The 23,092-nt window shown below is 51.8% G+C and carries 20 protein-coding genes, 1 tRNA gene and 2 rRNA genes; 1 reads left to right on the plus strand and 22 read right to left on the minus strand.

Annotation, left to right across the window (positions count from 1 at the left end; all coding sequences use genetic code 11):
- Positions 1-12: 12 nt before the first annotated feature.
- Positions 13-1,404 (minus strand): HAMP domain-containing sensor histidine kinase, encoded by a 1,392-nt coding sequence (locus RAC89_RS00960; protein ID WP_306611196.1) that lies wholly within the window; start codon positions 1,402-1,404, stop codon positions 13-15.
- Positions 1,404-2,111, minus strand: coding sequence for a response regulator transcription factor (locus RAC89_RS00965; RefSeq protein WP_306611197.1), 708 nt, complete (start codon positions 2,109-2,111; stop codon positions 1,404-1,406). The genes RAC89_RS00960 and RAC89_RS00965 overlap by 1 nt, the downstream gene beginning before the upstream one ends.
- Before the next feature lie 132 nt (positions 2,112-2,243).
- Between RAC89_RS00965 and RAC89_RS00970 the strand changes: the two genes are divergently transcribed.
- Positions 2,244-2,546: a cyclic-phosphate processing receiver domain-containing protein gene (locus tag RAC89_RS00970; protein ID WP_306611198.1), complete on the plus strand. Its 303-nt coding sequence runs from the start codon at positions 2,244-2,246 to the stop codon at positions 2,544-2,546.
- Here RAC89_RS00970 and RAC89_RS00975 read toward each other — a convergent pair.
- The 20 genes from RAC89_RS00975 to RAC89_RS01070 form a co-directional block, all read right to left on the minus strand.
- Entirely contained in the window at positions 2,534-3,391 is an 858-nt protein-coding gene (locus RAC89_RS00975) for a hypothetical protein (RefSeq protein WP_306611199.1), read from the minus strand. The two genes, RAC89_RS00970 and RAC89_RS00975, sit on opposite strands and share 13 nt — an antisense overlap.
- A gap of 111 nt (positions 3,392-3,502) precedes the next feature.
- Positions 3,503-4,846: a M23 family metallopeptidase gene (locus RAC89_RS00980; protein WP_306611201.1), complete on the minus strand. Its 1,344-nt coding sequence runs from the start codon at positions 4,844-4,846 to the stop codon at positions 3,503-3,505.
- A gap of 109 nt (positions 4,847-4,955) precedes the next feature.
- Positions 4,956-5,843, minus strand: a complete 888-nt coding sequence (locus RAC89_RS00985) for an alpha/beta fold hydrolase (RefSeq protein WP_306611202.1) — start codon at positions 5,841-5,843, stop codon at positions 4,956-4,958.
- Between the two features lie 6 nt (positions 5,844-5,849).
- Complete coding sequence (locus tag RAC89_RS00990; protein WP_306616014.1) at positions 5,850-6,356, minus strand: DUF3189 family protein; 507 nt, start codon at positions 6,354-6,356, stop codon at positions 5,850-5,852.
- 85 nt (positions 6,357-6,441) lie between these two features.
- Positions 6,442-6,708 carry a hypothetical protein gene (locus RAC89_RS00995; RefSeq protein ID WP_306611203.1) on the minus strand — a complete coding sequence of 89 codons (267 nt, stop codon included), beginning with the start codon at positions 6,706-6,708 and terminating at the stop codon, positions 6,442-6,444.
- Positions 6,709-6,834: 126 nt separating this feature from the next.
- Positions 6,835-6,922 (minus strand) — tRNA-Ser (locus tag RAC89_RS01000).
- 67 nt (positions 6,923-6,989) lie between these two features.
- Positions 6,990-9,902, minus strand: a 23S ribosomal RNA gene (locus RAC89_RS01005).
- Between the two features lie 638 nt (positions 9,903-10,540).
- Positions 10,541-12,154 (minus strand): 16S ribosomal RNA (locus tag RAC89_RS01010).
- The 16S and 23S rRNA genes sit together here with 1 tRNA gene alongside, the layout of an rRNA operon.
- 343 nt (positions 12,155-12,497) lie before the next feature.
- Positions 12,498-13,730: an MFS transporter gene (locus RAC89_RS01015; protein ID WP_306611204.1), complete on the minus strand. Its 1,233-nt coding sequence runs from the start codon at positions 13,728-13,730 to the stop codon at positions 12,498-12,500.
- Positions 13,731-13,768: 38 nt separating this feature from the next.
- Positions 13,769-14,521 (minus strand): 3'-5' exonuclease, encoded by a 753-nt coding sequence (locus RAC89_RS01020; protein ID WP_306611205.1) that lies wholly within the window; start codon positions 14,519-14,521, stop codon positions 13,769-13,771.
- Positions 14,522-14,722: 201 nt separating this feature from the next.
- Positions 14,723-15,529, minus strand: coding sequence for an inositol monophosphatase family protein (locus tag RAC89_RS01025; protein ID WP_306611206.1), 807 nt, complete (start codon positions 15,527-15,529; stop codon positions 14,723-14,725).
- A 95-nt stretch (positions 15,530-15,624) separates the two neighbouring features.
- On the minus strand, positions 15,625-16,872 hold the full coding sequence (locus tag RAC89_RS01030) for an NAD(P)/FAD-dependent oxidoreductase (RefSeq protein ID WP_306611208.1): 1,248 nt from the start codon (positions 16,870-16,872) through the stop codon (positions 15,625-15,627).
- A gap of 116 nt (positions 16,873-16,988) precedes the next feature.
- Positions 16,989-17,963 carry an ATP-dependent DNA ligase gene (locus tag RAC89_RS01035; RefSeq protein WP_306611209.1) on the minus strand — a complete coding sequence of 325 codons (975 nt, stop codon included), beginning with the start codon at positions 17,961-17,963 and terminating at the stop codon, positions 16,989-16,991.
- Between the two features lie 18 nt (positions 17,964-17,981).
- Positions 17,982-18,311: a DUF1904 family protein gene (locus RAC89_RS01040; protein WP_306611211.1), complete on the minus strand. Its 330-nt coding sequence runs from the start codon at positions 18,309-18,311 to the stop codon at positions 17,982-17,984.
- Between the two features lie 20 nt (positions 18,312-18,331).
- Positions 18,332-19,516 (minus strand): HEAT repeat domain-containing protein, encoded by a 1,185-nt coding sequence (locus RAC89_RS01045; RefSeq protein ID WP_306611212.1) that lies wholly within the window; start codon positions 19,514-19,516, stop codon positions 18,332-18,334.
- A gap of 73 nt (positions 19,517-19,589) precedes the next feature.
- Entirely contained in the window at positions 19,590-19,784 is a 195-nt protein-coding gene (locus tag RAC89_RS01050) for a hypothetical protein (RefSeq protein ID WP_284639616.1), read from the minus strand.
- Positions 19,785-19,793: 9 nt separating this feature from the next.
- Complete coding sequence (locus RAC89_RS01055) at positions 19,794-20,615, minus strand: YihY/virulence factor BrkB family protein (protein ID WP_306611214.1); 822 nt, start codon at positions 20,613-20,615, stop codon at positions 19,794-19,796.
- A 100-nt stretch (positions 20,616-20,715) separates the two neighbouring features.
- A complete protein-coding gene (locus RAC89_RS01060) occupies positions 20,716-20,994 on the minus strand; it encodes a hypothetical protein (protein ID WP_284639620.1) in 279 nt (92 codons plus the stop codon).
- 69 nt (positions 20,995-21,063) lie between these two features.
- Positions 21,064-21,804 carry a hypothetical protein gene (locus RAC89_RS01065; protein ID WP_306611215.1) on the minus strand — a complete coding sequence of 247 codons (741 nt, stop codon included), beginning with the start codon at positions 21,802-21,804 and terminating at the stop codon, positions 21,064-21,066.
- A complete protein-coding gene (locus RAC89_RS01070) occupies positions 21,776-23,047 on the minus strand; it encodes a M48 family metallopeptidase (protein ID WP_306611216.1) in 1,272 nt (423 codons plus the stop codon). The genes RAC89_RS01065 and RAC89_RS01070 overlap by 29 nt, the downstream gene beginning before the upstream one ends.
- Positions 23,048-23,092 lie beyond the last annotated feature (45 nt).

A 23,092-nucleotide genomic window follows, 5' to 3' on the forward strand; every position in this document is an offset into this window, starting at 1 on the left:
AATATGACCGGATTATGACTTCAGAGGAAGCATGACCAGAAATTGCGTTCCTTTGCCTAGAGTAGAATGAACCTGAATCGCACCGCCATGCGCTTCTATAATATGCTTGGAAATGGTAAGCCCGAGTCCGGCCCCTTGCCCGGCTCTGCTCTCATCCGCTTTGTAAAAGCGTTGAAACAGCCTTTCCAGCTTTTCTTCCTCAATACCGCGACCGCGGTCCCACACGGTAATGACTACCGTTTCGTGGCTGACTTCCAGCCTCAAGCCTACAGCGGTTCCCTCGCTATTGTGCATTATTGCATTATGCAGCAAATTCAGTAGGACCTGCTTGATTCTCGCCGCATCAGCTTCGATGACAATATCGCAGGGTATTTCGGTTTCAAGCTTGATCTTATGCTCAGCGGCCTTCACCTTCATTTGCTCTGCCGTTTGCAGCAGCAGCTTCGATAAAGACATTCGCTCCTTATTCATAACCACCTGCTTTTCTTCGAAAAGTGATAATTCAAGCAGGTCCTGAACAAGGACACCGAGTCGTTTGGTTTCGTCGAGTGAAATTTGTAAAAAGCTTCTGCGGTCCTCGGGATCAACAATCTCATCAAGAATGCCCTGCAGCGACGCGCGAATCGTAGTCAAAGGAGTGCGAAGCTCATGAGAGATTTCGCTAATCAACTGCCTTCTTCCAAGCTCTATGGTTTCCAGCCTTGCCGCCATGTCGTTCATGCTTTCCGAGAGCTGAGCAATTTCATCACGCCCCTCCACCTTCATGCGATGCTGAAATTCGCCGCGAGCCATGCAAAGAGCAATCTCCTTCATCTCGGCAAGGGGACGCACGAACCTGCGGGATGCCACATACAGCGCGGCAACCACCATACAACCGACGATGAGTGTAGTGTAGAAAATTTTAACATAAATTTGCTCCACAAGCGCTTGGATGTTCTGTACCGGCGTATAAAGAAAGATGGCTCCATGCCTTTGGTTATACATGAAGGGTATGCCTACGACCAGCATCTCGGTCTGATCATTCGTGCGAAAGGAGCTTCGGACGAGTTGATGTTCCCCATCGAATACCCGTTGAACCCATTCCTTGACCTCCGGCTTTTCTCCGATGGACAGCAGTTCATCCATGTTTCCTTTGAAATTTTTCCCTGTAATTGAAATTCGCACATGAGAGCTTCGTTCTAGAAGATTCACTTGCTTTAAAAATTCCTTCTGTGTCAATACGCCATCCATGTATTCAAGACTAATTTGACGGACCTGGTTCGCGATGGAGGACAGTCCGGCTTCCGCCTCCCGGTAGGTTTGCTCTCTCAAGGCGGCGCCGATAATAATAGCTATCAGCAGCAGACTGATCAGAGCGACGGAAACGTAGGTAAGGAGCCACTTTTTAAATACGGAGTTCAGCATCACCGGCTCACCCGAAACTTATATCCTACGCCTCTAACCGTGTCGAGCGACCAGGCCGTAGAGTCATCTTGATTGAGCGCTTCCCGAATCCTTTTGATATAGGCGTCGACGATCCGATCTTCTCCCTCGAAATCCCAGCCCCATACATGCTCAATCAGTTCAGTCCGCGTAAACACCCGGTTCGGGTGCTCCGCCATGAAGCGCAGCAGCTCGAATTCCTTTCGCCTCAGCGGTACAGGCCGATCCTCGCAGAACACTTCATAGGAAAGCTTATCGATTCGTAACGAATCGTATTGGAGAATCTGCTTACCTGATGACTTAAGCTTGTCTATTTCACCGATGCCTTCCGTCCTTCTCAGCACTGTCTCGATCCTGGCGATCAGCTCGTTCGGATCAAACGGCTTTACCATGTAATCGTCGGCTCCCATGCGAAGACCGCCGATTTTGTCTTGCGTCTCTCCCCTTGCCGTCAGCATAATGATAGGGACATTCGATGTTTCCCTGAGCCTCTGGCATACGGTCCACCCGTCCATTCCCGGAAGCATCAGATCCAGCACGATCAGGCTATACGTCGTTGCCGCGGCTTCCTTAAGTGCGTCAGTGCCGCTGTGTACGGTCGTCACCTCATAGCCGTTTTTCTGCAAATACAGCTTTGTAATAGCACATATATTTCGGTCATCATCAACGACCAATATGGATTTTCCCACGCCCGTTCCCTCCTGCAAAGCTTGCTTATCTTCATGCTAAGGGCAAATGATATATCCGTCAATGGGACGCACACCGTGTGTTGCTTCCATCATATGCTATGGATAACGCTGCTTGTAAGGGAGAAAACGACAATGAAATTGTTTCTGGATGACCGAAGGCCCTGCCCAAGGGGATTTAAGGTAGCTAGATCGGCTTCCGTCTGCATCAGGCTTTTGCGCAAGCACCGGATCCATGTACTCTCGCTTGACTATAATCTCGGACCCGGGAGGTCGAAAGGATTGGAGGTGGCACGTTATATCGTACAAAGCCGGCGGTTCCCCAAACACATCATACTCCATACCGCCGATCGGCAGGGACGTCTCACCATGCTGAAGCTTCTGAGCAGGAATAAACCGGCTGGAGTGAGTATCGGGTTGAAGCCCTATCGATCTTGAGAAAAGGGTACCTCCCAGCTTAACACCGCTTCAAGCATCGATAGCAAGTGCTCCGCTCTATGCAGCTCCGGCTTCGCTTTCAGCTTCCGAACCTCATCCTGCACATACTCAATGTAGCCGGCGCGAAGCCGATCCATCTGCTCTTCGGTCAATAAATACAAATAGGGCACGACATACTCATAGGAAAGATAGCTTTCTTTCTCCTCAAAGAACGTAAAGGGTGAGCTCTGATACCATTGTCTGGCGAAGGCTCGAAGCTCCTCCGCGATATCTTCTTGGCCTCCAGCCATAGCAAGCAGCCGATCAGCCGCAAGCAGCCCGCGATAACCGATTACGTCCCCCTTCGGCATGGTGAAGGGCAGCTCGTAGTACCGGAGCAGCAGCTCCAGCAGCTCTAAGTAAGCTTCCGCGTGCATTCGTTCGGAGTTCAGCTGGATCCGTATCGCAGTATGGGCAATTCCTTGGAGCAGCTGTAGCGCTTCAGAAGATTCTTTTTTGCCGGCCGACCCGGTAAAAAACAATTCCTGCTTTCCCGCACGGATTTCCGCCCGATCAATCGCATCATGAAGCTCGTCCTCGAAGCGCTCCTTGCTGTACCTGGCCCACTGCCCCATGTGATCGGCAAGCTCCGCCCGGATGCCGAATTCTCTGCGCAGCAGACTTCCAAGTCGAATTCCTCCGCTTCCGCTAACTATATGGAGGATATCATAGAGGAAACCCTCCAGGTGCTTGACACGCTTCACTGCAAGGATGACTTCCTCCGGGAGAATATAGGTTTTCGCCGCCTCTTTTTCCTTGAGCTCACGGACAAGCCGCTTCAGGTCCATCAACAGTTCCTCTTGCATTATTACTCCCCCTCTCAGTTTAGCTTATTATTCCAATTCCGCGGTAAATTAAAAAGCTGCATCCGAAACCAACGTAAACGTCAGAACGGATGCAGCTTATCATATGACCGGTTAAGGCTGTGCCTTGGCTCCCCAATGAAATGGCACGGTGTCAAAAAACAGGTTGGGATTCACAGGAACATTATGTGCCCAGAATGTAAAATGAAGATGAGGCCCCGTAGAAAATCCCGTCGATCCGACGAGACCGATGATATCACCTCGCTCTACACGGTCGCCAGTCTTGACTCGCAGCTCCGATAAATGGGCATATTGCGAAAACAATCCCATCCCGTGGTCAATATAAATGGAGTTTCCAGTCAAGTACAGGTTGTCCGCAAGTGCTACTACACCGTCATTGGTTGCCTGAACGGGCGTTCCCTGCTTCGCCGCAAGATCCAGTGCAAGGTGAGAGCCACTCAGCTTCCCATTCACGTACCTTGTATGCCCGAAGGGGGTGGTAAGCCTTCCTTCTACCGGGATGACGAAGGGACGGTTAAACAAAAATTCCGGCTCGGATTGGCTGCGTGCGGCATCGATCTTCACTTGGTCCGCTTGAATACGCTTTGTATCCTGCCGCATGCTCTCCAGCTGTTCAGATACCTGCAGATGCTGTGTCGGGAAGCTTTTGGCAGCAATCTTTAAGCTCTGGTCGCCGATGCGGTATTCCCCAGGCTTGACTCCGGCGCCAATAGGGAGATACGTAAAATAACCGGCTCCGAAAGGCTGCAACGGATAGGTCTTTCCTTGCCATTCGACATTTCCCGGCTTCGCATGGCGAACAAGGATGACATCCCCGGGAGATGCTGTGTCAGGCAGCAGCCGCCATTCGGTTCGGGCGACTTGCTTAACCTGCTCTAGAGAAGCATACAGCGGAGCTTCCCTTTTCCACTGCTCCCGCAGCTGCTTCTCTTGACGAATTGCCTCTCTGATCCCGGCGGTTGGTTCGGTTTCCCATGTCTTACCGCCGTCCGACGTATAAAATAGCTTGCCGCCCAGCTCACCTTCCTGTTCCACAATCGCCCAACCGATTTGCTCCGTATAAAACTGGGATTGTTTGACCGGAAATTCTTTTGTTTGATAAGTAAGCACCGTCAGTATCTTCGCGGGCGGATCCCACAGCGGCGGCGCCGCTGAATCAAGCTCGGTCGATCCGCCAGAGGGGACGGCATCCGTACGCTGCCATGTGATCCCGCCGTCGGCTGTCATCTCCAATCCATCCGCATACCGTATCCAGCCACGGTCCAAGTCCAGCATGCGAAATTCGGCTGCCATCCTGTATTGCGGTACCTTTGGTACAGCATCTTTCACAGCTTGTGGAAAAGTTTGCGCCATATACACCCCTGCGCCGCCCCCCAGAAGCGCTCCTGTCAAAGCGATAATGAGCCATTTCGGGTTCTTTTTGCGACGAGTTATCATTTGCATCCAACCCCTGTTCGTCCATTTCTCTACCTATTCATCAAATTATATCACCCTGACCCTATAAAAAATAGAATAGCCCCCAAGCATGTCCCATTCAGGACGATACTCAGTGGCTATCCGTTCGTATAAACCGGTCCATCCTTTCATTCACCTGTTCATATTGCTCATGTTGAACCCAATGAGTAGCTTCCAAATATACCAGCTGCCCATTCTCGCATCTCTCCTTGCTTAACTTGGCCAGCACCGGGTCCAGAAAGGAATCGTATTTTCCCCATAGGATTAATGTGGGAACGCGAATGTTTCTCCCGTCCCTAATAGAAGGTAGAGATCTTCTTACCAGCGCACGGTACCAGTTGAGCATAGAGCGATAGGCTCCTGGCCGGGACCAAGCTTTCTGGTAAACTTTCAAGTCATCCGCTGTGAATGTGCCTTCCCGGCTTGATTTTTGCATCATCGTCTTCAGGAGGGACCATCTCTTCCATCGGGACAAGCACTCCGGAAGCCACGGCAGTTGAAAAAACAAAATATACAAGCTTTTTGCCATTTGTTTCGGGTGGGTAAGCAGATGCCTTATCATCACGGACGGCTCGGGTGCATTAAGAATAATAAGACGGTCCAGCACCTCGGGCGCGACCGCCGCTACATGCCATGCAACGATGCCTCCCCAGTCATGACCTGCTACAATTGCTTTCGATTTCCCGGAAGCCCTAATGCACTCCACCACATCCTGAGCCAGCTCGTTCAAACGATAAGAGCCAAGCTCCTTAGGCTTCTCGCTTTCATTATAGCCGCGCTGATCGATGGCCCATACCCTGTATCCTTTACCGGCCAAGTAAGGCAGCTGATATCTCCAGCCGAACCAGCTTTCGGGGAAGCCATGCAGGAGGATGATTAAAGGTCCTTCTTCAGGTCCTGCTTGTACGATATGTAAACGGACGCCATTTACATCTAGAAACGTAGGTTCCAATTGATTCTGGTTCATTAATATATCCATGGCGCCTTATTTAAATTGTTTATTTTCAAGCATTAGGATCCGCTCATCCGAACGCCTGGCCGCGTCCTTGGTATGGTGGACTAGACGGATGATATCTTGATAGGCTTGCTTGATCCCCTTCACGAGGAGCGGGACGCCGATCCAATCGATTTTTAGCCAGCGAGAGGTCAGTCCGCCGAACGTAAGTGCCAGCGGAACCGTCGGCGATGTGTTGGACAGGATGATTTTATCGTTCAGCGCCCCTTCCTTCTCAAGCATCAGCAGCAGATGGTAGATCCCCGGCACGAGAATTTTGGACCTGCCCCTTCCCATCGTGTATACCTTATTTCCGTCTTCATCCGTCCCATGAAAAAATAGCTTCCCCCGGTCCGAGTACACCAGCTCGTTGAAGTTATGGGCCGTTAAAATCTCCTGCCGCGTAGGTTCACGGTCCTGGGGCAATTTTTTCAAATGATATGTTGCTGCCATGACAGTAGAGTGGGTTCCGCCAAAGTCGTTATAAATATAGATCATGGTGACTCCTTTCTTATTCGCAGCGCGCAGCTGTGCCGATCCGGATGTATCTTTCTGCCATAGTGTTACCTTCCGCACCCTTCTATTATCCATCCGCCTCATCCAGCTCCGGTTCCATGAAGGTAAAGGTCGCATCCTCCTCGCTGATCATTGAGTTCTCAATGAGATGCTCTCGGATATCCTTCGTGCTGCTTGGAAGCGGCCAACCCTCTTCAATCAACCGCTGCTCGGCCCAGAACAACACGATAGCCCTTATTTCCTTTTTGATCTCTTTCTCGGAAACAAGAAGAATAGAGTCTCTCAAGATGGCTTTCAGGTTTATTTTGATTTCGGTTTGAAATCGAATGCCCATAGAATCACTCTTCCTATGCTGTATAATTCAGCATATGTACTTCTTGGATCAGTGTTCCTGAAAAACAAAAACACCTAGTTCCTACCTTTACAGGTACATGAACTAGGTGTAAATGCTTAAATGCTACGGAGAGAGAGGGATTCGAACCCTCGCACCGCTTACGCAGTCTAACCCCTTAGCAGAGGGTCCCCTTGAGCCGCTTGGGTATCTCTCCAAATTGGATGCAGTTCGTTGCACCCTAAAAACTGGATTCGAAACCTCAGCAAATGTCATATGCTTTATAGGATAAGCCCTCGACCGATTAGTATTCGTCAGCTCCACACGTTGCCGCGCTTCCACCCCGAACCTATCAACCTCGTCGTCTACAAGGGGTCTTACATACTGGGAAATCTCATCTTGAGGGGGGCTTCACGCTTAGATGCTTTCAGCGCTTATCCCTTCCGTACTTGGCTATCCAGCCGTGCCTCTGGCGAGACAACTGGTACACCAGCGGTACGTCCATCCCGGTCCTCTCGTACTAAGGACAGCTCCTCTCAAATTTCCTACGCCCGCGACAGATAGGGACCGAACTGTCTCACGACGTTCTGAACCCAGCTCGCGTACCGCTTTAATGGGCGAACAGCCCAACCCTTGGGACCTACTTCAGCCCCAGGATGCGATGAGCCGACATCGAGGTGCCAAACCTCCCCGTCGATGTGGACTCTTGGGGGAGATAAGCCTGTTATCCCCAGGGTAGCTTTTATCCGTTGAGCGATGGCCCTTCCATTCGGTACCACCGGATCACTAAGCCCGACTTTCGTCCCTGCTCGACCTGTACGTCTCGCAGTCAAGCTCCCTTATGCCTTTGCACTCTTCGAATGATTTCCAACCATTCTGAGGGAACCTTGGGGCGCCTCCGTTACTCTTTAGGAGGCGACCGCCCCAGTCAAACTGCCTACCTGACACTGTCCCCACACCAGCTAATGGTGCCAGGTTAGAACTCCGATACGATCAGGGTGGTATCCCAACGGCGCCTCCACCGAAGCTGGCGCTCCGGCTTCCTAGGCTCCCACCTATCCTGTACAGATCGTACCAAAGTCCAATATCAAGCTGCAGTAAAGCTCCATGGGGTCTTTCCGTCTTGTCGCGGGTAACCTGCATCTTCACAGGTATTAAAATTTCACCGGATCTCTCGTCGAGACAGCGCCCAAGTCGTTACGCCATTCGTGCGGGTCAGAATTTACCTGACAAGGAATTTCGCTACCTTAGGACCGTTATAGTTACGGCCGCCGTTTACTGGGGCTTCGGTTCACAGCTTCGGGTTTAACCCCTAACCGCTCCCCTTAACCTTCCAGCACCGGGCAGGCGTCAGCCCGTATACTTCGCCTTGCGGCTTCGCACAGACCTGTGTTTTTGCTAAACAGTCGCTTGGGCCTTTTCACTGCGGCCCCCTCGGGCTATTCACCCTACCGAGGCACCCCTTCTCCCGAAGTTACGGGGTCATTTTGCCGAGTTCCTTAACGAGAGTTCTTCCGAGCGCCTTAGCATGCTCTGCTCGCCTACCTGTGTCGGTTTGCGGTACGGGCACCTTCTCCCTGGCTAGAGGCTTTTCTTGGCAGCTTGAACTCATGACCTTCGCTACTTGAATTTCGCTCCCCATCACAGCCCAGCCTTTCGGTTAGCGGATTTGCCTACTAACCAGCCTCGCTGCTTGGACGGACATCCATCAGTCCGCGTCACTATCCTTCTGCGTCACCCCATCGCTCATAACGGTTCACGGTGGTACAGGAATTTCAACCTGTTGTCCTTCGACTACGCCTTTCGGCCTCGCCTTAGGTCCCGACTTACCCTGAGCGGACGAACCTTCCTCAGGAACCCTTAGGCTTACGGCGGACAAGATTCTCACTTGTCTTTTCGTTACTCATACCGGCATTCTCACTTGTAACCGCTCCAGCTGTCCTCACGATCAACCTTCACTGCTGTTACAACGCTCCCCTACTGCCCATAATTGGACTCATAGCTTCGGTGGTGTGTTTAGCCCCGTTACATTTTCGGCGCAGAGTCACTCGACCAGTGAGCTATTACGCACTCTTTCAATGGTGGCTGCTTCTAAGCCAACATCCTGGTTGTCTTTGCAACTCCACATCCTTTCCCACTTAACACACACTTGGGGACCTTAGCTGATGATCTGGGCTGTTTCCCTCTTGACAATGGATCTTAGCACTCACTGTCTGACTCCCGGGTTAAAGTCTGCGGCATTCAGAGTTTGACTGGACTTGGTAACCCTTGGCGGGCCCCGCACCCAATCAGTGCTTTACCTCCGCGACTCATCACCCGAGGCTAGCCCTAAAGCTATTTCGGGGAGAACCAGCTATCTCCGAGTTCGATTGGAATTTCTCCGCTACCCCCACCTCATCCCCGAATTTTTCAACATTCGTGGGTTCGGGCCTCCAGTGCGTGTTACCGCACCTTCACCCTGGACAGGGGTAGATCACACGGTTTCGGGTCTACGTCTACGTACTTATTCGCCCTATTCAGACTCGCTTTCGCTGCGGCTCCGGCTTCTCACCTTAACCTTGCGCGTAAACGTAACTCGCCGGTTCATTCTACAAAAGGCACGCCATCACTCATTAACGAGCTCTGACTTCTTGTAAGCACACGGTTTCAGGTTCTTTTTCACTCCGCTCCCGCGGTTCTTTTCACCTTTCCCTCACGGTACTGCTTCACTATCGGTCACCAGGGAGTATTTAGCCTTGGCAGATGGTCCTGCCGGATTCCGACGGGGTTTCACGTGTCCCGCCGTACTCAGGATCCGTCTAGAGTCTCGGTTGCTTTCGGTTACGGGGCTGTTACCCACTTTGGCCGGCCTTTCCAGACCTGTTCGCCTACCAACCTGCACTCACATTGACGTCCTACAACCCCAAGGGGCAAGCCCCTTGGTTTGGGCTGTTCCGCTTTCGCTCGCCGCTACTGACGGAATCACTTTTGTTTTCTTTTCCTGAGGGTACTTAGATGTTTCAGTTCCCCTCGTCTGCCTCCTACACAGCTATGTATTCACTGTGTGGTACGTGAGTATTACCTCACGCGGGTTCCCCCATTCGGACATCCCCGGATCAAAGCCTGCTTACGGCTCCCCGAGGCATTTCGTCGTTCGCCACGTCCTTCTTCGGCTCCTGGTGCCTAGGCATCCTCCGTGTGCTCTTATTAGCTTAACCAATCGTTCGAATGATCTTGGTTCTCCGTTCCGTTGTGCTACGCACAAAGTCACTCCAAACTCAAGACATTCTCACTAGCAGCTAAAAGATTGTTCATCTCGCATTCGCTCGATAAACCATCGTATAGATGTTTCGACATTTTGCTTTGTTTCGATATCCAGTTTTCAAGGAACAAGGATTGTTCTTCGTTGCTCGCATTACCGCGGCAGGAAGGTTATCTTAGCACACTCGCAATCTTCGATGCAAGCATCAAGATTTACCAGAGGTGCTCACACAATAACGGACTTTGAGACCGTTATTTGCGCTTTTGGAATCGGTCAGAGGCAGATAACGGACTTTCGAACCGTTATTTTCTGCTGTAACGCGATTGTGGAGCGGTTTTGCCTTATTTTCGCCGAAATAGCGGTCTGAAAAACCGTTATTCCAGCTTCTCGCTGTTGTTTCATCAAAATAACGCCCTAAAAGTCCGTTATTCCTTCAGCCTTCAGCGAAGCAAAACATCCTATGTACAGAAAGGCATTGCACCTTTCAAAACTGAACAACGAGGAGAGTGAGTTCGCTGCAACTGTTACATCGTGGAACGATGTCAGTTGTCAGCTATTATGTCCGATGGCCTGCAGCCATCATGGACTCCATAGAAAGGAGGTGATCCAGCCGCACCTTCCGATACGGCTACCTTGTTACGACTTCACCCCAATCATCTACCCCACCTTCGGCGGCTGGCTCCCAATCCGGGGTCCCCGAAAAGTACTCGGATTACGCTGCGAAGCATAATCTTCACTTTTAGGGGCGGCTCAGGTTACCCCACCGACTTCGGGTGTTGTAAACTCTCGTGGTGTGACGGGCGGTGTGTACAAGACCCGGGAACGTATTCACCGCGGCATGCTGATCCGCGATTACTAGCAATTCCGACTTCATGCAGGCGAGTTGCAGCCTGCAATCCGAACTGAGACCGGCTTCTAAGGATTCGCTCCGGATCGCTCCTTCGCTGCCCGTTGTACCGGCCATTGTAGTACGTGTGTAGCCCAGGTCATAAGGGGCATGATGATTTGACGTCATCCCCACCTTCCTCCGGTTTGTCACCGGCAGTCACTTCAGAGTGCCCAACTCAATGCTGGCAACTGAAATCAAGGGTTGCGCTCGTTGCGGGACTTAACCCAACATCTCACGACACGAGCTGACGACAACCATGCACCACCTGTCTCCTCTGTCCCGAAGGCCTGCCCTATCTCTAGGACATTCAGAGGGATGTCAAGACCTGGTAAGGTTCTTCGCGTTGCTTCGAATTAAACCACATACTCCACTGCTTGTGCGGGTCCCCGTCAATTCCTTTGAGTTTCACTCTTGCGAGCGTACTCCCCAGGCGGAGTGCTTACTGTGTTTACTTCGGCACCAAGGGTATCGAAACCCCTAACACCTAGCACTCATCGTTTACGGCGTGGACTACCAGGGTATCTAATCCTGTTTGCTCCCCACGCTTTCGCGCCTCAGCGTCAGTTACAGTCCAGAAAGTCGCCTTCGCCACTGGTGTTCCTCCACATCTCTACGCATTTCACCGCTACACGTGGAATTCCACTTTCCTCTCCTGCACTCAAGTCTCCCAGTTTTCAGTGCGAACCAGGGTTGAGCCCTGGGCTTAAACACCAAACTTAAAAGACCGCCTGCGCGCGCTTTACGCCCAATAATTCCGGACAACGCTTGCCCCCTACGTATTACCGCGGCTGCTGGCACGTAGTTAGCCGGGGCTTTCTTCTCAGGTACCGTCATTTCCAGGGCAGTTACTCCCCGGAACGTTCTTCCCTGGCAACAGAGCTTTACGATCCGAAAACCTTCATCACTCACGCGGCGTTGCTCCGTCAGACTTTCGTCCATTGCGGAAGATTCCCTACTGCTGCCTCCCGTAGGAGTCTGGGCCGTGTCTCAGTCCCAGTGTGGCCGATCACCCTCTCAGGTCGGCTACGCATCGTCGCCTTGGTGAGCCGTTACCTCACCAACTAGCTAATGCGCCGCAGGCCCATCTGTAAGCCACAGCCCTCGAATAAATTCGGAACCGTGTTTCCAAGCCCCTCCATGCGAAGAAGCCATCTATCCGGTCTTAGCTACCGTTTCCGGTAGTTATCCCAGTCTTACAGGCAGGTTGCCTACGTGTTACTCACCCGTCCGCCGCTAGGGTCCGAAGACCCTCGCTCGACTTGCATGTATTAGGCACGCCGCCAGCGTTCGTCCTGAGCCAGGATCAAACTCTCCAATAAAGTAAAGTTCGACTTGCTCATTCAAAGCTAGCACGAATCCGAAGATTCGTTTTATTTTCACTCTCTCGTTGTTCAGTTTTCAAAGGGCAATTTCACTGCTTATCCATACTTCAAGCGGCAGGAGTAACAATATATCACGTTGCCTTTGTCGAATCAACCGCCATTTTCTGACAACCAATCCTCCAACGCTTCAACCGCTCTCGCGGCCGGAGTAACAATATATCACGAGGCCGTACCCTATGCAACCGCCAAATCTACCCAATTATTAATCACATTAACTATTAAAAACACAAAAAAACTCCGCGCAGCACCCGATCCACCAAGGCGCTGACGCGGAGTTCGATTACATCCCGACGCCATTTTCCGTCGATACCGACCTCACTCGATTTAAAACAAATAACAAACAGCCTACCGCCGCGCAGCCTGCTGCAAACAGCAGCAGCAATTCGAACGATACCGTACCTCCGATCGATGTGCTTAACAACGGCCCGATGGTCCCCCGAATCCCGAACAGCATTAAGTGCAAGCCAAAGACGACGGCTTCCCGACCCGGAGCTAATCGAAATACGTAAGCCATACACCCGATATCCCAAATGGCGTCACCGAAGCCTTGTAATCCACCTGCGGCTATGACCGCCGGGTAAGTTCCGCCGAGCCCGTATAACAGCGGCACTAAAGCGTAAGCAAACGTACCGAAACACATGGCGACCCGAGGCGAATAACGATCGATCACCCAGCCCATAATGAAGTAAGACAAGAGCAAACAGGTGAAGTAAGACATGCGGATGTATCCGATTTCCAAATTGCTTAACCCTAGATGGCTGACCTGGATGATGGAATACAGCGGACTTGCGAGCATATTGCCGAAGCCTGAAATCGTGGTTGCGGTTAAAAACAAGAGCAACCCCCGATTGCCCTTTAGAATATGCCATTGATCTGCAAAGGAAACCCTCTTCTTCCGATCTGCGACCTTATCTACAAGAGAGGGAATCTCCCGAATCCGGAGAAAAGCAAGCACGGAAATAAAACCGCTGACCGCCGCAGCCATCAAGGGCCCCGAGCCGCCGGAAGAGTCAATCCATTGACCGATCACATAAGCAAGAGGAATCATCAGGAGTCCCATGGCTACCCGCACATTTCCCATCAACCGACCGCGAAGCTCAGCAGGATAAATGCGAGTCATAAGCGAGGCATAGGCCGGAGCTTGGATGCCCATCAGGAGATGAAAGAATAGCGCAAACCCTACGAAAACCCAAGAGTTATAAAACAGAACAGGAATAATGATCAGTGAACGCCCGATTAGATTCGGCCAGAAAAAATACCATTTCGGAGCACCCTGCTGAATAAAGCCTGACCACAAGGGCGAAAATGTCAGTCCGATCGCAGGAGCTGCCGCCAGCAGACCCACCTGAAAATCCGACGCCCCCTGCTGAATGGCCAGCGGAATATAGAACTGGTTGAACACCACATTAAACAAACTAAACAAAGAAGCCGCGGCAAAATCCCATCGGAAATTATGCCACGCCTCCCTGCCCATTCGCATCCCCATAAATGACACTTGTCCGCCGCTGTCCATATTCCAGGTCTCCCGTTCGGTATGCTGCAAACCGATGTTTATACCGGCTGAAGCTTCACTTTGCGTCCGTATTTTTGTTTAAAATATTTAATAAACAGCACTTTCACCATTTGGAGTTCCTGCTCGGTTAAATGCATGATCCTCGAATAGGCCTGCGTTTGCCCGTTAGAGACAAATTCCTCCCAACGAAGCACATGCCCCTCGGCCGCCGCTTTATCCAGCGACATCAAAATCCATTTTTTAATTCCGCCGGTTACCAGCTTCATCGGATCAGGTCGATAATAATGAGAGTGCTGCACGATCTCAGGCTTAAGCTTAAGAAGCTGAACTGCATTCAAGGCATCGTCCAACGCAGAGTGATGCTGTCCGAGCGAAGGAAGCTCATGTGTAGCGAGCGCCTGCTGCAGCCCTCCCTCGAACGGCTTGGACATGTCCACAAGACGCTGCGTCAGCCAATCATTATCGATTTCATTGACCCGGCAATCCACGAATAGACTGAAGAAGTCGCTGCAGCCCCAGGCAAAAACAATAAATTCCTCACCGCAGAAGCTGCGAAACCTCTCAATCACTTGTGTAAATGGCTCCGCTTCTTTCAAGGTCTTCTCCTGAATCCCGCAAAATTCGAGTGCAAATCGATTAATCGGATACTTCGGCTTAATATAGCTTTGAAACATATCTATGATTTCGAGCTTCTCATTCAGCTTCACTGCGCCAAGCTCGATGATTTCCATGGGATAAATATCGTAATGTCTGCGACCGTTGAATTCCAAATCAATCACAATGTAATTCATGTCGGTCCCCCTTTCTCCGAGAGACGTATCGCCTATCATACAACAAAGACCATGGCCTGGCATACTTACCGGACATGGTCTCATCTTATTAATCACACTACCATTCTCCTGCCCCAAAATCAAGCCCCAAAGCTTGGGCAATATTTCCGCTTCGCCATCTCTCATTTCCCGGGGAAGCGCAGGAATCGCGGTTTTTCCGTTTTACTTGACAGCAAGCTTGACAAAATGTAGGAATTCGTCTAAATGCTGCGGATGACAGGCAAGCAAATATGGCTCCTGTATCATGCCTTGGAACGGGTTTCCTTGAAAATCTACAACGATCCCGCCGGATTCCTGGACCATCAGCAGCCCGGAATACAGATCGTCTCCTTCGGAATTATAAACGATGATTCCATTCAGGTCCCCCTTGGCCAGCATGCACCATTGCAGGGTTGGCGCCCAAAGCCTCATCATTCTTTTAAAATGGACGTCCACTTGTCTGCGCAGGGAGACTGCCTTGGCATCATTCTGCACGGCATGTCCCTGAATCCAGCCCACGGTCCCCTTACGCAGCTCCGGCCGGCTCCGTACGGTCATCCGGACATCATTGCAAAAGGCTCCCATCCCTTTCCCGGTGACATACATCCGATCGACCATCGGCTCGTAGATCAAGGCAAACACAGGTTCGCGCTTGTACACCAATGTGACGGAAACCGAGAACACCGGGAGCCCGATGACGTAATTATTCGTTCCGTCCAGCGGATCAATGAGCCACAGCCAATCGCTGGCGGGCCCACGGTCGCCGGCCTCTTCACTGTGAATGTGATGATCCGGGAACGCTTGCTCTATCGCCTGCAGCATGATTTCTTCCGCCAGGTGATCCACTTCCGTGACCACATCGCCATGAGCATCCTTCTCCGATAAACGGTAAGAGCCGTTGAATCTCGATTTAATCAAAGCTCCGGCTTCCCTTGCCGCCTTCATCGCCACCACTTTCGCTTTCTCAACAACCTGCTCCAATAACAACATCCGTCAGCTCCTCTCTCCATCCAAATTATGTATTGGGAATAAGTAAAAAGCAAGCACTCCTACTAAGAGAGCTTGCTTCTTCTTGAATATACTTACTAGACCTGAGACATTCCGCTCAGCAAACGGCCGATTTCCCGTTCCAGATCCGCAGGTTCCCTCGTATAATTATACAGCCCGAGAAACGTGCGGGTAGCTTCGACATCCGACCCGATCAGCCGGTTGACGGCAGCCTCTTCGGCAGACACCGGTACGTTCTTCGTAAGCTGACAGCCCATATGAAAGCGCGACATCAGCTTCGTTTCCATCTCCGCTTGATACGCTTGACTCATAACATCCCAGCTGGTGCTCCAATTCTCCCTGCCGGTTTGTGTCAAAATCCGAGTTAACGTACGGCTGCCGTATATTGCGTCATGAATCCCTTGCCCGACAGCGGGATCCTTGAAGGTGAGCGCATCCCCAAGCAGCGCCCAGCCTCGCCCCATCCCTTGATACCAGTCGTTATCATAGCCGTGCAAGCCTTTGATCTGTTCAACGAAACGGACTTCCGACAATCGCGCCGGCAAGCTGGTGTGCGGGAACCCTTCGGCAACGATCTGCCGGAAGCTTAGCTCCGCATCGGACTTGAACCGATCCAGCCAAGCCTGGGAAGTCAAAGGAAACATCACCCCTACGACAAACAGATCGTCGCTAGTGGGAAACGCGATAAAGAGCTTGTCATCCCACTTGTAGAACTCTACATGCCGTTCCCCCTCCTGCTTATAACCGGCAACATATCCGACGTACGAAGCAAAATCCGTTGGGATAGCCAGCTTACGCTCACTCGCTGCCAGCTGGCGAATCGCGGACAACCGGCCGTCGCAACCGACCACCAGCTTAGCCCTGAAGGTTTCCGGACGTCCGTCCCGGTGCCTGCCGATGATGCCGCGCACCTCGTCTCCTTCCGTTACCAGGTCGGTAACTCGAAAGCCTTCGATGCCCGTTACACCGGGCTGCGACTTGGCATGCTCCAGCAGAATGTGATCCAGATACGTACGTCTTATGCACAAGCAGCGGGACTCCCCGTCGATCTCAGGGATCACCCCGTCAATGACCGAGGGACCGAATTCCACTCGTGCCCGGCGATACGTCGGCGTATTCGTCTTTAATAGTCGATCCAGTACGCCCATTTCTCGCAGCATGGTCACGGTATTGTTAAACATATTATGCGTCGAAAGCGTATCGCTAGGAAACGTGCTGCGATCAACCAACAATACCTCATAGCCTTCCTTGGACAGCTCATACGCAAGCGAAGAGCCGGCAACACGGGAACCGACAACGACCACATCATAACTTGAACCTCTCATCTTAAGCCTCCCATTCACCATGAATATATCCAATCATATCCAGGGAAGGGTCACGTGACCAGTAACGGCGGTCATGAATGCTGTCACGTAGAAGCTGTAGATACATTTCAACTGCTTTACTTATAGCTCCATACACATTCCTCCGGTGGCTTTTCCGGCAAAAATTGCTTAAACTCCGTCATCCCCAGCTGATGCCTGTCATTCCGGTCCCGATAAGTAATCCTGCAGCACATCCGCGGCTCCAACCAATGGACTCCGTTTTCCTTTCGGGTGGGAAGTCCTGCCGCCATCGTTAGGAATCGTTCTTTGTCCTCTGCCGAAATGCCTCTCTCTACCGTAGCGACCGGTTTGTTGCGAACCGTCCGGAAATGTACGCCTACAATCAGAGCAAACCGCGGCTCCTCCCTATATCCGAGCACAAGCGTATCCAGGCTTCGCTCATGCTTGAATTTCAACCAGTCGGCGGATACTACACCCGGATGATACAAGGAATGCTTCTTCTTGGCCACAAGACCCTCCAGGCCTTGATCCCTCGTTAGCCGACTCATGGCTGTGCCCTGCCCCTCCACGAACATCGTCGCTACAAGAGCGGGACAAAGCTCTATGACTCGGGATAACCTCTGTTTTCGCTCTATGAGAGAACAATGCATCAGCGATTCCTCATTCAGCCTCAATAGGTCAAACGCAACGAAAGTAACCGGATGGGTTCGTACCGCTTGGGAGACCTTCATCGGCAGCCGAAGCCGCATCCGGTAGGCCATATCATCGAATACCGGCCTTCCTTCCTGCAAGCAGATGGCTTCACAGTCAAGTACTGCCTCGTTAGCCTTAATGCAGCTTACGGCCGCATGGAGCTCAGGCAGCTTCTCCGTTACATTCTCGCCCGAACGTGTATACGCCTCAAGCCGTTGTCCTCTCTTATGAAGCTGCAGGCGATATCCGTCCCATTTGGGCTCGAACAAATAGTCATCGTCATCGAAAACCTCTTCCCCCTGGCTCACTATCATGGGTTGGATAAATTTCACCGTACCGCTCGCCTCCGAATGTCCTTTAAGATTCAGATGAAAAGAAAACAGCCTTATCATCTGCATGACAAGGCTGTCTCCTCATTACTTACACGGTTTCCCGTTAATATAGTACTTATCTTCATCGTAGGTGATGAAGGCGACCTCCATGTCGGCAACGCCCAGCGACTGCACATGCTTCGTAACAGCCGCGGCAAAGCGATCCCGGATTTCCTTTCCCCGCTCGAACCATGCTACCTCAACGAAAGGAAAGGAGGCTACTTCCTCTCCCTCGAATAGGGAAACCGTGTTCAGGCATTCCAGCATGAAATTGTCGGTACCGCACTGACAAATTTCGGCAAGCTCCCGAATCAACGGCCCGGAAATCCTCCGAGTGTCCTCCACACTTATACCTCTTACCAGCAGCTGCGGCATCGCGGCTCTCCCTTCTATGCCTAGCCGTTCTGCACGGCACTTTGGCTTCTGGCGGCTTCGATGCTCGCGTAGAAATCCGGACTGGCCGATAGCAGCCAATTGCGGTGCTGCGCACTCACTTCGGTGAGCTCCGGCTCGCCGTACGGCCATTCGATGCTGAAGCCCTTCGCATAATCCTTCATCAGCATCAGGAAAGCTGCGGCCCACTCGCGATTGCCCGTTACCGTAGGCACTAACGGATAGTACTGGTCATAGGCCGAGCGGATCAGCATATGCGCCACTTCCTGCAGAATTCCCGGGATATCCGCTTCATTCACCTTTGATTCCAGCTCTTCCGGCAGTGTCGCTTCATCCGTCGATGCATGTGCTTCATATTCCTCCTGCGTCACAAAGCCCTGCTGCTTAGCCATCCACAGCTTCATCCGGTCGAGCGCCGGCTTAAACGCCTGTGGAACCGAAACGGTAAGCTCAGGCTTCGGCTCATTCAGATCGATGACGAATGACTCGCCGAATTTCGAGATGCGGGCGTTGCCGCGGATGCCGAGCCATCGCATAGCCAAGAGGGAATGCGTTCTTACCTTCGGATCGATCTCTTCATTGCGGGCGACGCGCCGAAGCAGCTTTTCGCTCCTCGGATCGGGCAGCATGCAGAGGAAACGCACACCGTGAAGCGCATTCTCAGGGTCTTCCGTCCAAGCCTTCAGATGGTTAAAAATCTTATCGATATCCTCATCAAGCAGCCAATCCAGCTCTACACGGCGGGCAGCGAATTCCTTCAGCCCCACCATGCCCTGCTGATCCAGCGCTTCCTGGCCGTGCTTTTCAATAAGATCAAGGTATGCCTTCTCCAGATCATCGGCCATTTCCGTCAGCATGCTCTTATCCTGCTCATTCACACCTTGGAAAGCCACTACGGCACGAAGCCATTCATACAGCACCTTCGGGTTGTTCTGCCAAATCATAATGGCAAAGGTGACCATATCCTTGTCATAGTCCTGCTGCTCCTGCAGTCCATAGCGAGCGAGCATCGTCATGGAGTCTTGCTCCTTACGCATCAGGCTGAGGGACAGCACGATGCCATTCCAGGGGCTCCCGTTCGGATTGCCCTCCAGAATCGCTCGATAAAAGCAGTACGCAGCCGCTCCGTACGAATCGTTCTGCAATAGATGACGCCCGTGACTTCCAAAATCCACATTTTGACTCATCGTCTACTCGCCCCTCATCATGTATGTATATAGGACAAGTATACATTACTCGGGCAAAGGAAAACATCCCTAATTATTTTGTTATTAAAAAATCGTATTCGTCTCGTTCAAGCTTCGTTCCGGAAACCGTGACAAGCAGAGGGTTAAAGCCGTCCAACCCCCCGATAAAATGGTATTCCTCATGCTTGCGATGCCTTGCATAGACGGAGGAATGGGTTAGGAACGCCATCTCGAATTGACGATCGGTTACAAGTCGGCTAAAGCTCATGTGATCACCTCAGGCAGTCTTCTTTTTCTTAAACAGATACGACATGGCATTGATCTCCCCGCCCACAATAATGATCAGAGCGCAAAGATAGAACCAGGTCAGCAGTGCGATAACCCCGCCCAAGCCCCCGTAGGTCGCGCTATAATTACCCCAATGGTTCACATAGAAGGAAAAGCCCTCCGAAATTAGCTGCCAGCCCATGGCGGAGAAGACGGCACCCGGGAGCACATCCTTGCAGCCTAAGCAAGTATTGGGAGCGATATAGTAGATCCCCAGGAAGACGAGGAACAGGATGATTAGGTTGATAAACCAGCGCAGCACGTTCCACAGCTTGACTTGGTCCATAGATAGGGACAAATACTCGTGCGACAGGTCGCCGAGGAAGTGACCGAACACACTGAGCAGCAGTGCGGAAGCGACCACAACCAGCATGCCGATCGTCAGCATGATGGAGAGAAACCGCGAATGGATAAAGCTTCTGCGCTCAGGCAAGCCATAAGCCTTGTTCACCGCATAGACGATGGCGTTCATCGCGGCGCTTGCACTGACAAGAGAGAGGATCAAACCGAACGACAGCGTCCCGCCTCTTTGCACATCCAGTACGCTGCTTAAGTGCTCCTCCACCCCGGAGGCTACCCCTTGAGGGATGTATTCCCGCGCCAGCCCAAGCACATCTTCAGTGGTAATCGGCAGATATCCTAACAGGCTGACAATAAACAACAGAAACGGAAATAGTGAAAGCAAAAAATAATACGCGCACTGCGCAGCCAGTCCGAATACGTCGTCCTGATCCAGCTGTTTAGCGAGCTCCCGCAAGAAAGAAGCGCCCATGAAGTTACCTCCCTTGTGGCTGTACCTATTGTTTTTCCCAAAATTATAGAACTCATAACCTGATTTCCAGCGAAAAAAAAGAAATCCTAGACCGGCGGGTCTAGGATGGATTCGCGGCAAGCTGCCGGGAGGCCGCTTCTACCAAGGCATCAAACAGTTCATCATCTTCCTCAAGAGCATCTTCCACCTGCTCGATAAGCTCTTCACTCCCCGACTCCTTGGCGAAGCTCAGGCTGTAGCTCCAGTCCTTCCGGCTCTTGCTGTGCAGTGTGATTTCATAAGGCTTCGGATGCTGGTCGAATTGAAATACGACGTTTCCGATATACCCGTCTTCTTTGGAATGTGTCATACGAGCTTCCACAATGGTAATTTCATTCATCGTTCGAATTGGACTCCTTTTTCTTAACGCCTGCGTTCGGCTGTTTATTTCTATTATAGATTACAAGGTTTATTTTTCAATATGCCTCTTCGATTCCGTAACCAGGTCCTGTTCTTGAACCGTTCGGAGGATGTGCTCTAAATTGCTTCTGCCTTCCGCATCAACATATGGATCCGCGCTGCGAAAGTAATCCGGATGACCTCCCTGCAAGCGTAAAGGTACGATGCGGTCGGGAGCATATTTATATGGATTCCAAACCGGGACTCCGCTTCGGCTTCGTTCCCAGCCTCCCCAAGTGCCTATTCGGGTAATCGGATCCGTGCGTCGTCCCTTCCCATTCACTGCGTACATATACATGGTGGAGGAAGCCTCTAAGGACGGAGGAATCGCGCAGCGGGGCGAGCCGATCTGAATGATTCGTTCGACTGGCAAGCCATGCTCCCGAAGCAGAAGCTCGCCTGCTTGCACACCGGCAACACCGCCGCCGCTGTGACCCACGAGCCAAATAGCTCCCCCTTGGTAAGCTTCGAGAATACCGCTAACGGACCGCCTTCCTCCAAGCCAAGCCGGCTTAACGCTGCGTACGAAGGGCAGCATGTCCTTCCGGATCTCGTGCAGCTGACGATAAAGCGAAGTGTACCAATCTCCGTACGGAAAGAGAAGCTGCGTCATCACATGAAACCCTTTTGCTTCATACATTTGCGACAGCTTCTCCGCGAACTCCTTCATAAAGGTCGGTGCCGTTGCCACTCCCGCCAGGAAGCTAACGTGCAGCATACGGCTAGGAGTCGTGCTTGAAGGACTGGGCATGAATGATCCTCTCCATAATGCTCGGATGGGAAGAAGTGAACAGCTTGACCAAGAACGGCGGATTCACTTCGCTTAACGAGGAGGAGGCCAGCTTCTGATACATGCTTACCGCGCCATCCGTACTCCCGATCAGCTCGAAGGCGTATTGATCGGCAGCCTGCTCGGCGTTGCGCGATACCGCATTGGAGACGGGGCTTGCGACAAACGCTAAGAGTGACATCAGCAGCAGGATCAACGGAAGCGCAGCAGGCTCATTCGGCCTGCCGACTCCCCACCCTCTCCCCCATCGTGCAATGGCATATCGAAGGATGATGCTGCCTGCCCACAGTACGACGAATGTGGATGCAATGGCTCCGAAGGCGCTCCATTCCAGATGGTGCATCACGTAATGCCCCATTTCATGAGCCATGATAAGGAGTATTTCCGGCTCCTCCATACGCTTCAGCGTCGTATCCCACAGGACGATCCGCAGACTTCCCCCAATCCCGTTCACATAGGCATTCATGGCATTCGTCTTTTCCGACATCATGACCTCATAGACCTGATCGGCGGGAATTTCGGCCTTAGCGGCCAGGCTTAATATTTTCTGTTCGAGCACCGGGTCCGATAGTCTTGAGAACGGGTTGTACAGAGGATCAATGATGACGGGCTGAATATACATCATAAACAAGCTGAAGGGAACGGAAAGCAGCCACAGACGAAGCCACCAGCGTCCTCCCTTGCCTATAATCCAAAAGGCAACGGCGGCAACAAGCACCATCAGCACGTAATTGACCCCGAAGGAAATCAGTTTGTCTTTGACCCAGCTGGGGATCGACTGTGTTGAAATCCCGTAATATCGGGCCAAGGAAAAGCTGGTGATCCGAAGCGGAAGAAACCACAAAAAGACGGCGCCTTGAAGCAGAAGTACGAAAACAGGCAGTCGGAGAAAAGCAATCGGGACGGATTGAGAGAGTCGATCCTGCCACTTCCGAGCCCAGCCGGTCGTCAGAAGGATGAGGTAAAGGCCCCATTCCCAAGGGTAGCTGAGAAAAAATAAGCCGTTACGCAGGGCGGAATAAACAACGCTTTGCTCCCATTGCTGCGGGGAGAGGAAGGTTGCCGGATCTGCCGCCGTCCCCTTATAGGCTTCCGGGATCGTATGGCCTGAGGTAAACCAAAGATACACGATAATGAGCAGCATGAATACGGATAACGAGTAAAAGTACGTCCGAATGAAGGATCTTTTGCTAAGCTCGGCCATAGGTACCTCCTGATGTGACGGGTTATTCCTATCATACAATCTCTA

This window comes from Paenibacillus sp. GD4, from assembly GCF_030846225.1.
In the GTDB taxonomy this organism is placed as follows: Bacteria; Bacillota; Bacilli; order Paenibacillales; family NBRC-103111; genus Paenibacillus_G; species Paenibacillus_G silviterrae.

What these genes read in the sequence shown, in the direction of transcription:
- RAC89_RS00960 (WP_306611196.1), bottom strand. Translation starts at nt 1,404, where the DNA reads ATGCTGAACTCCGTATTTAAAAAGTGGCTCCTTACCTACGTTTCCGTC.
- RAC89_RS00970 (WP_306611198.1), top strand. Translation starts at nt 2,244, where the DNA reads ATGAAATTGTTTCTGGATGACCGAAGGCCCTGCCCAAGGGGATTTAAG.
- RAC89_RS00975 (WP_306611199.1), bottom strand. Translation starts at nt 3,391, where the DNA reads ATGCAAGAGGAACTGTTGATGGACCTGAAGCGGCTTGTCCGTGAGCTC.
- RAC89_RS00980 (WP_306611201.1), bottom strand. Translation starts at nt 4,846, where the DNA reads ATGATAACTCGTCGCAAAAAGAACCCGAAATGGCTCATTATCGCTTTG.
- RAC89_RS00985 (WP_306611202.1), bottom strand. Translation starts at nt 5,843, where the DNA reads ATGGATATATTAATGAACCAGAATCAATTGGAACCTACGTTTCTAGAT.
- RAC89_RS00990 (WP_306616014.1), bottom strand. Translation starts at nt 6,356, where the DNA reads ATGATCTATATTTATAACGACTTTGGCGGAACCCACTCTACTGTCATG.
- RAC89_RS00995 (WP_306611203.1), bottom strand. Translation starts at nt 6,708, where the DNA reads ATGGGCATTCGATTTCAAACCGAAATCAAAATAAACCTGAAAGCCATC.
- RAC89_RS01015 (WP_306611204.1), bottom strand. Translation starts at nt 13,730, where the DNA reads ATGGACAGCGGCGGACAAGTGTCATTTATGGGGATGCGAATGGGCAGG.
- RAC89_RS01020 (WP_306611205.1), bottom strand. Translation starts at nt 14,521, where the DNA reads ATGAATTACATTGTGATTGATTTGGAATTCAACGGTCGCAGACATTAC.
- RAC89_RS01025 (WP_306611206.1), bottom strand. Translation starts at nt 15,529, where the DNA reads ATGTTGTTATTGGAGCAGGTTGTTGAGAAAGCGAAAGTGGTGGCGATG.
- RAC89_RS01030 (WP_306611208.1), bottom strand. Translation starts at nt 16,872, where the DNA reads ATGAGAGGTTCAAGTTATGATGTGGTCGTTGTCGGTTCCCGTGTTGCC.
- RAC89_RS01035 (WP_306611209.1), bottom strand. Translation starts at nt 17,963, where the DNA reads ATGCAGATGATAAGGCTGTTTTCTTTTCATCTGAATCTTAAAGGACAT.
- RAC89_RS01040 (WP_306611211.1), bottom strand. Translation starts at nt 18,311, where the DNA reads ATGCCGCAGCTGCTGGTAAGAGGTATAAGTGTGGAGGACACTCGGAGG.
- RAC89_RS01045 (WP_306611212.1), bottom strand. Translation starts at nt 19,516, where the DNA reads ATGAGTCAAAATGTGGATTTTGGAAGTCACGGGCGTCATCTATTGCAG.
- RAC89_RS01050 (WP_284639616.1), bottom strand. Translation starts at nt 19,784, where the DNA reads ATGAGCTTTAGCCGACTTGTAACCGATCGTCAATTCGAGATGGCGTTC.
- RAC89_RS01055 (WP_306611214.1), bottom strand. Translation starts at nt 20,615, where the DNA reads ATGGGCGCTTCTTTCTTGCGGGAGCTCGCTAAACAGCTGGATCAGGAC.
- RAC89_RS01060 (WP_284639620.1), bottom strand. Translation starts at nt 20,994, where the DNA reads ATGAATGAAATTACCATTGTGGAAGCTCGTATGACACATTCCAAAGAA.
- RAC89_RS01065 (WP_306611215.1), bottom strand. Translation starts at nt 21,804, where the DNA reads ATGCCCAGTCCTTCAAGCACGACTCCTAGCCGTATGCTGCACGTTAGC.
- RAC89_RS01070 (WP_306611216.1), bottom strand. Translation starts at nt 23,047, where the DNA reads ATGGCCGAGCTTAGCAAAAGATCCTTCATTCGGACGTACTTTTACTCG.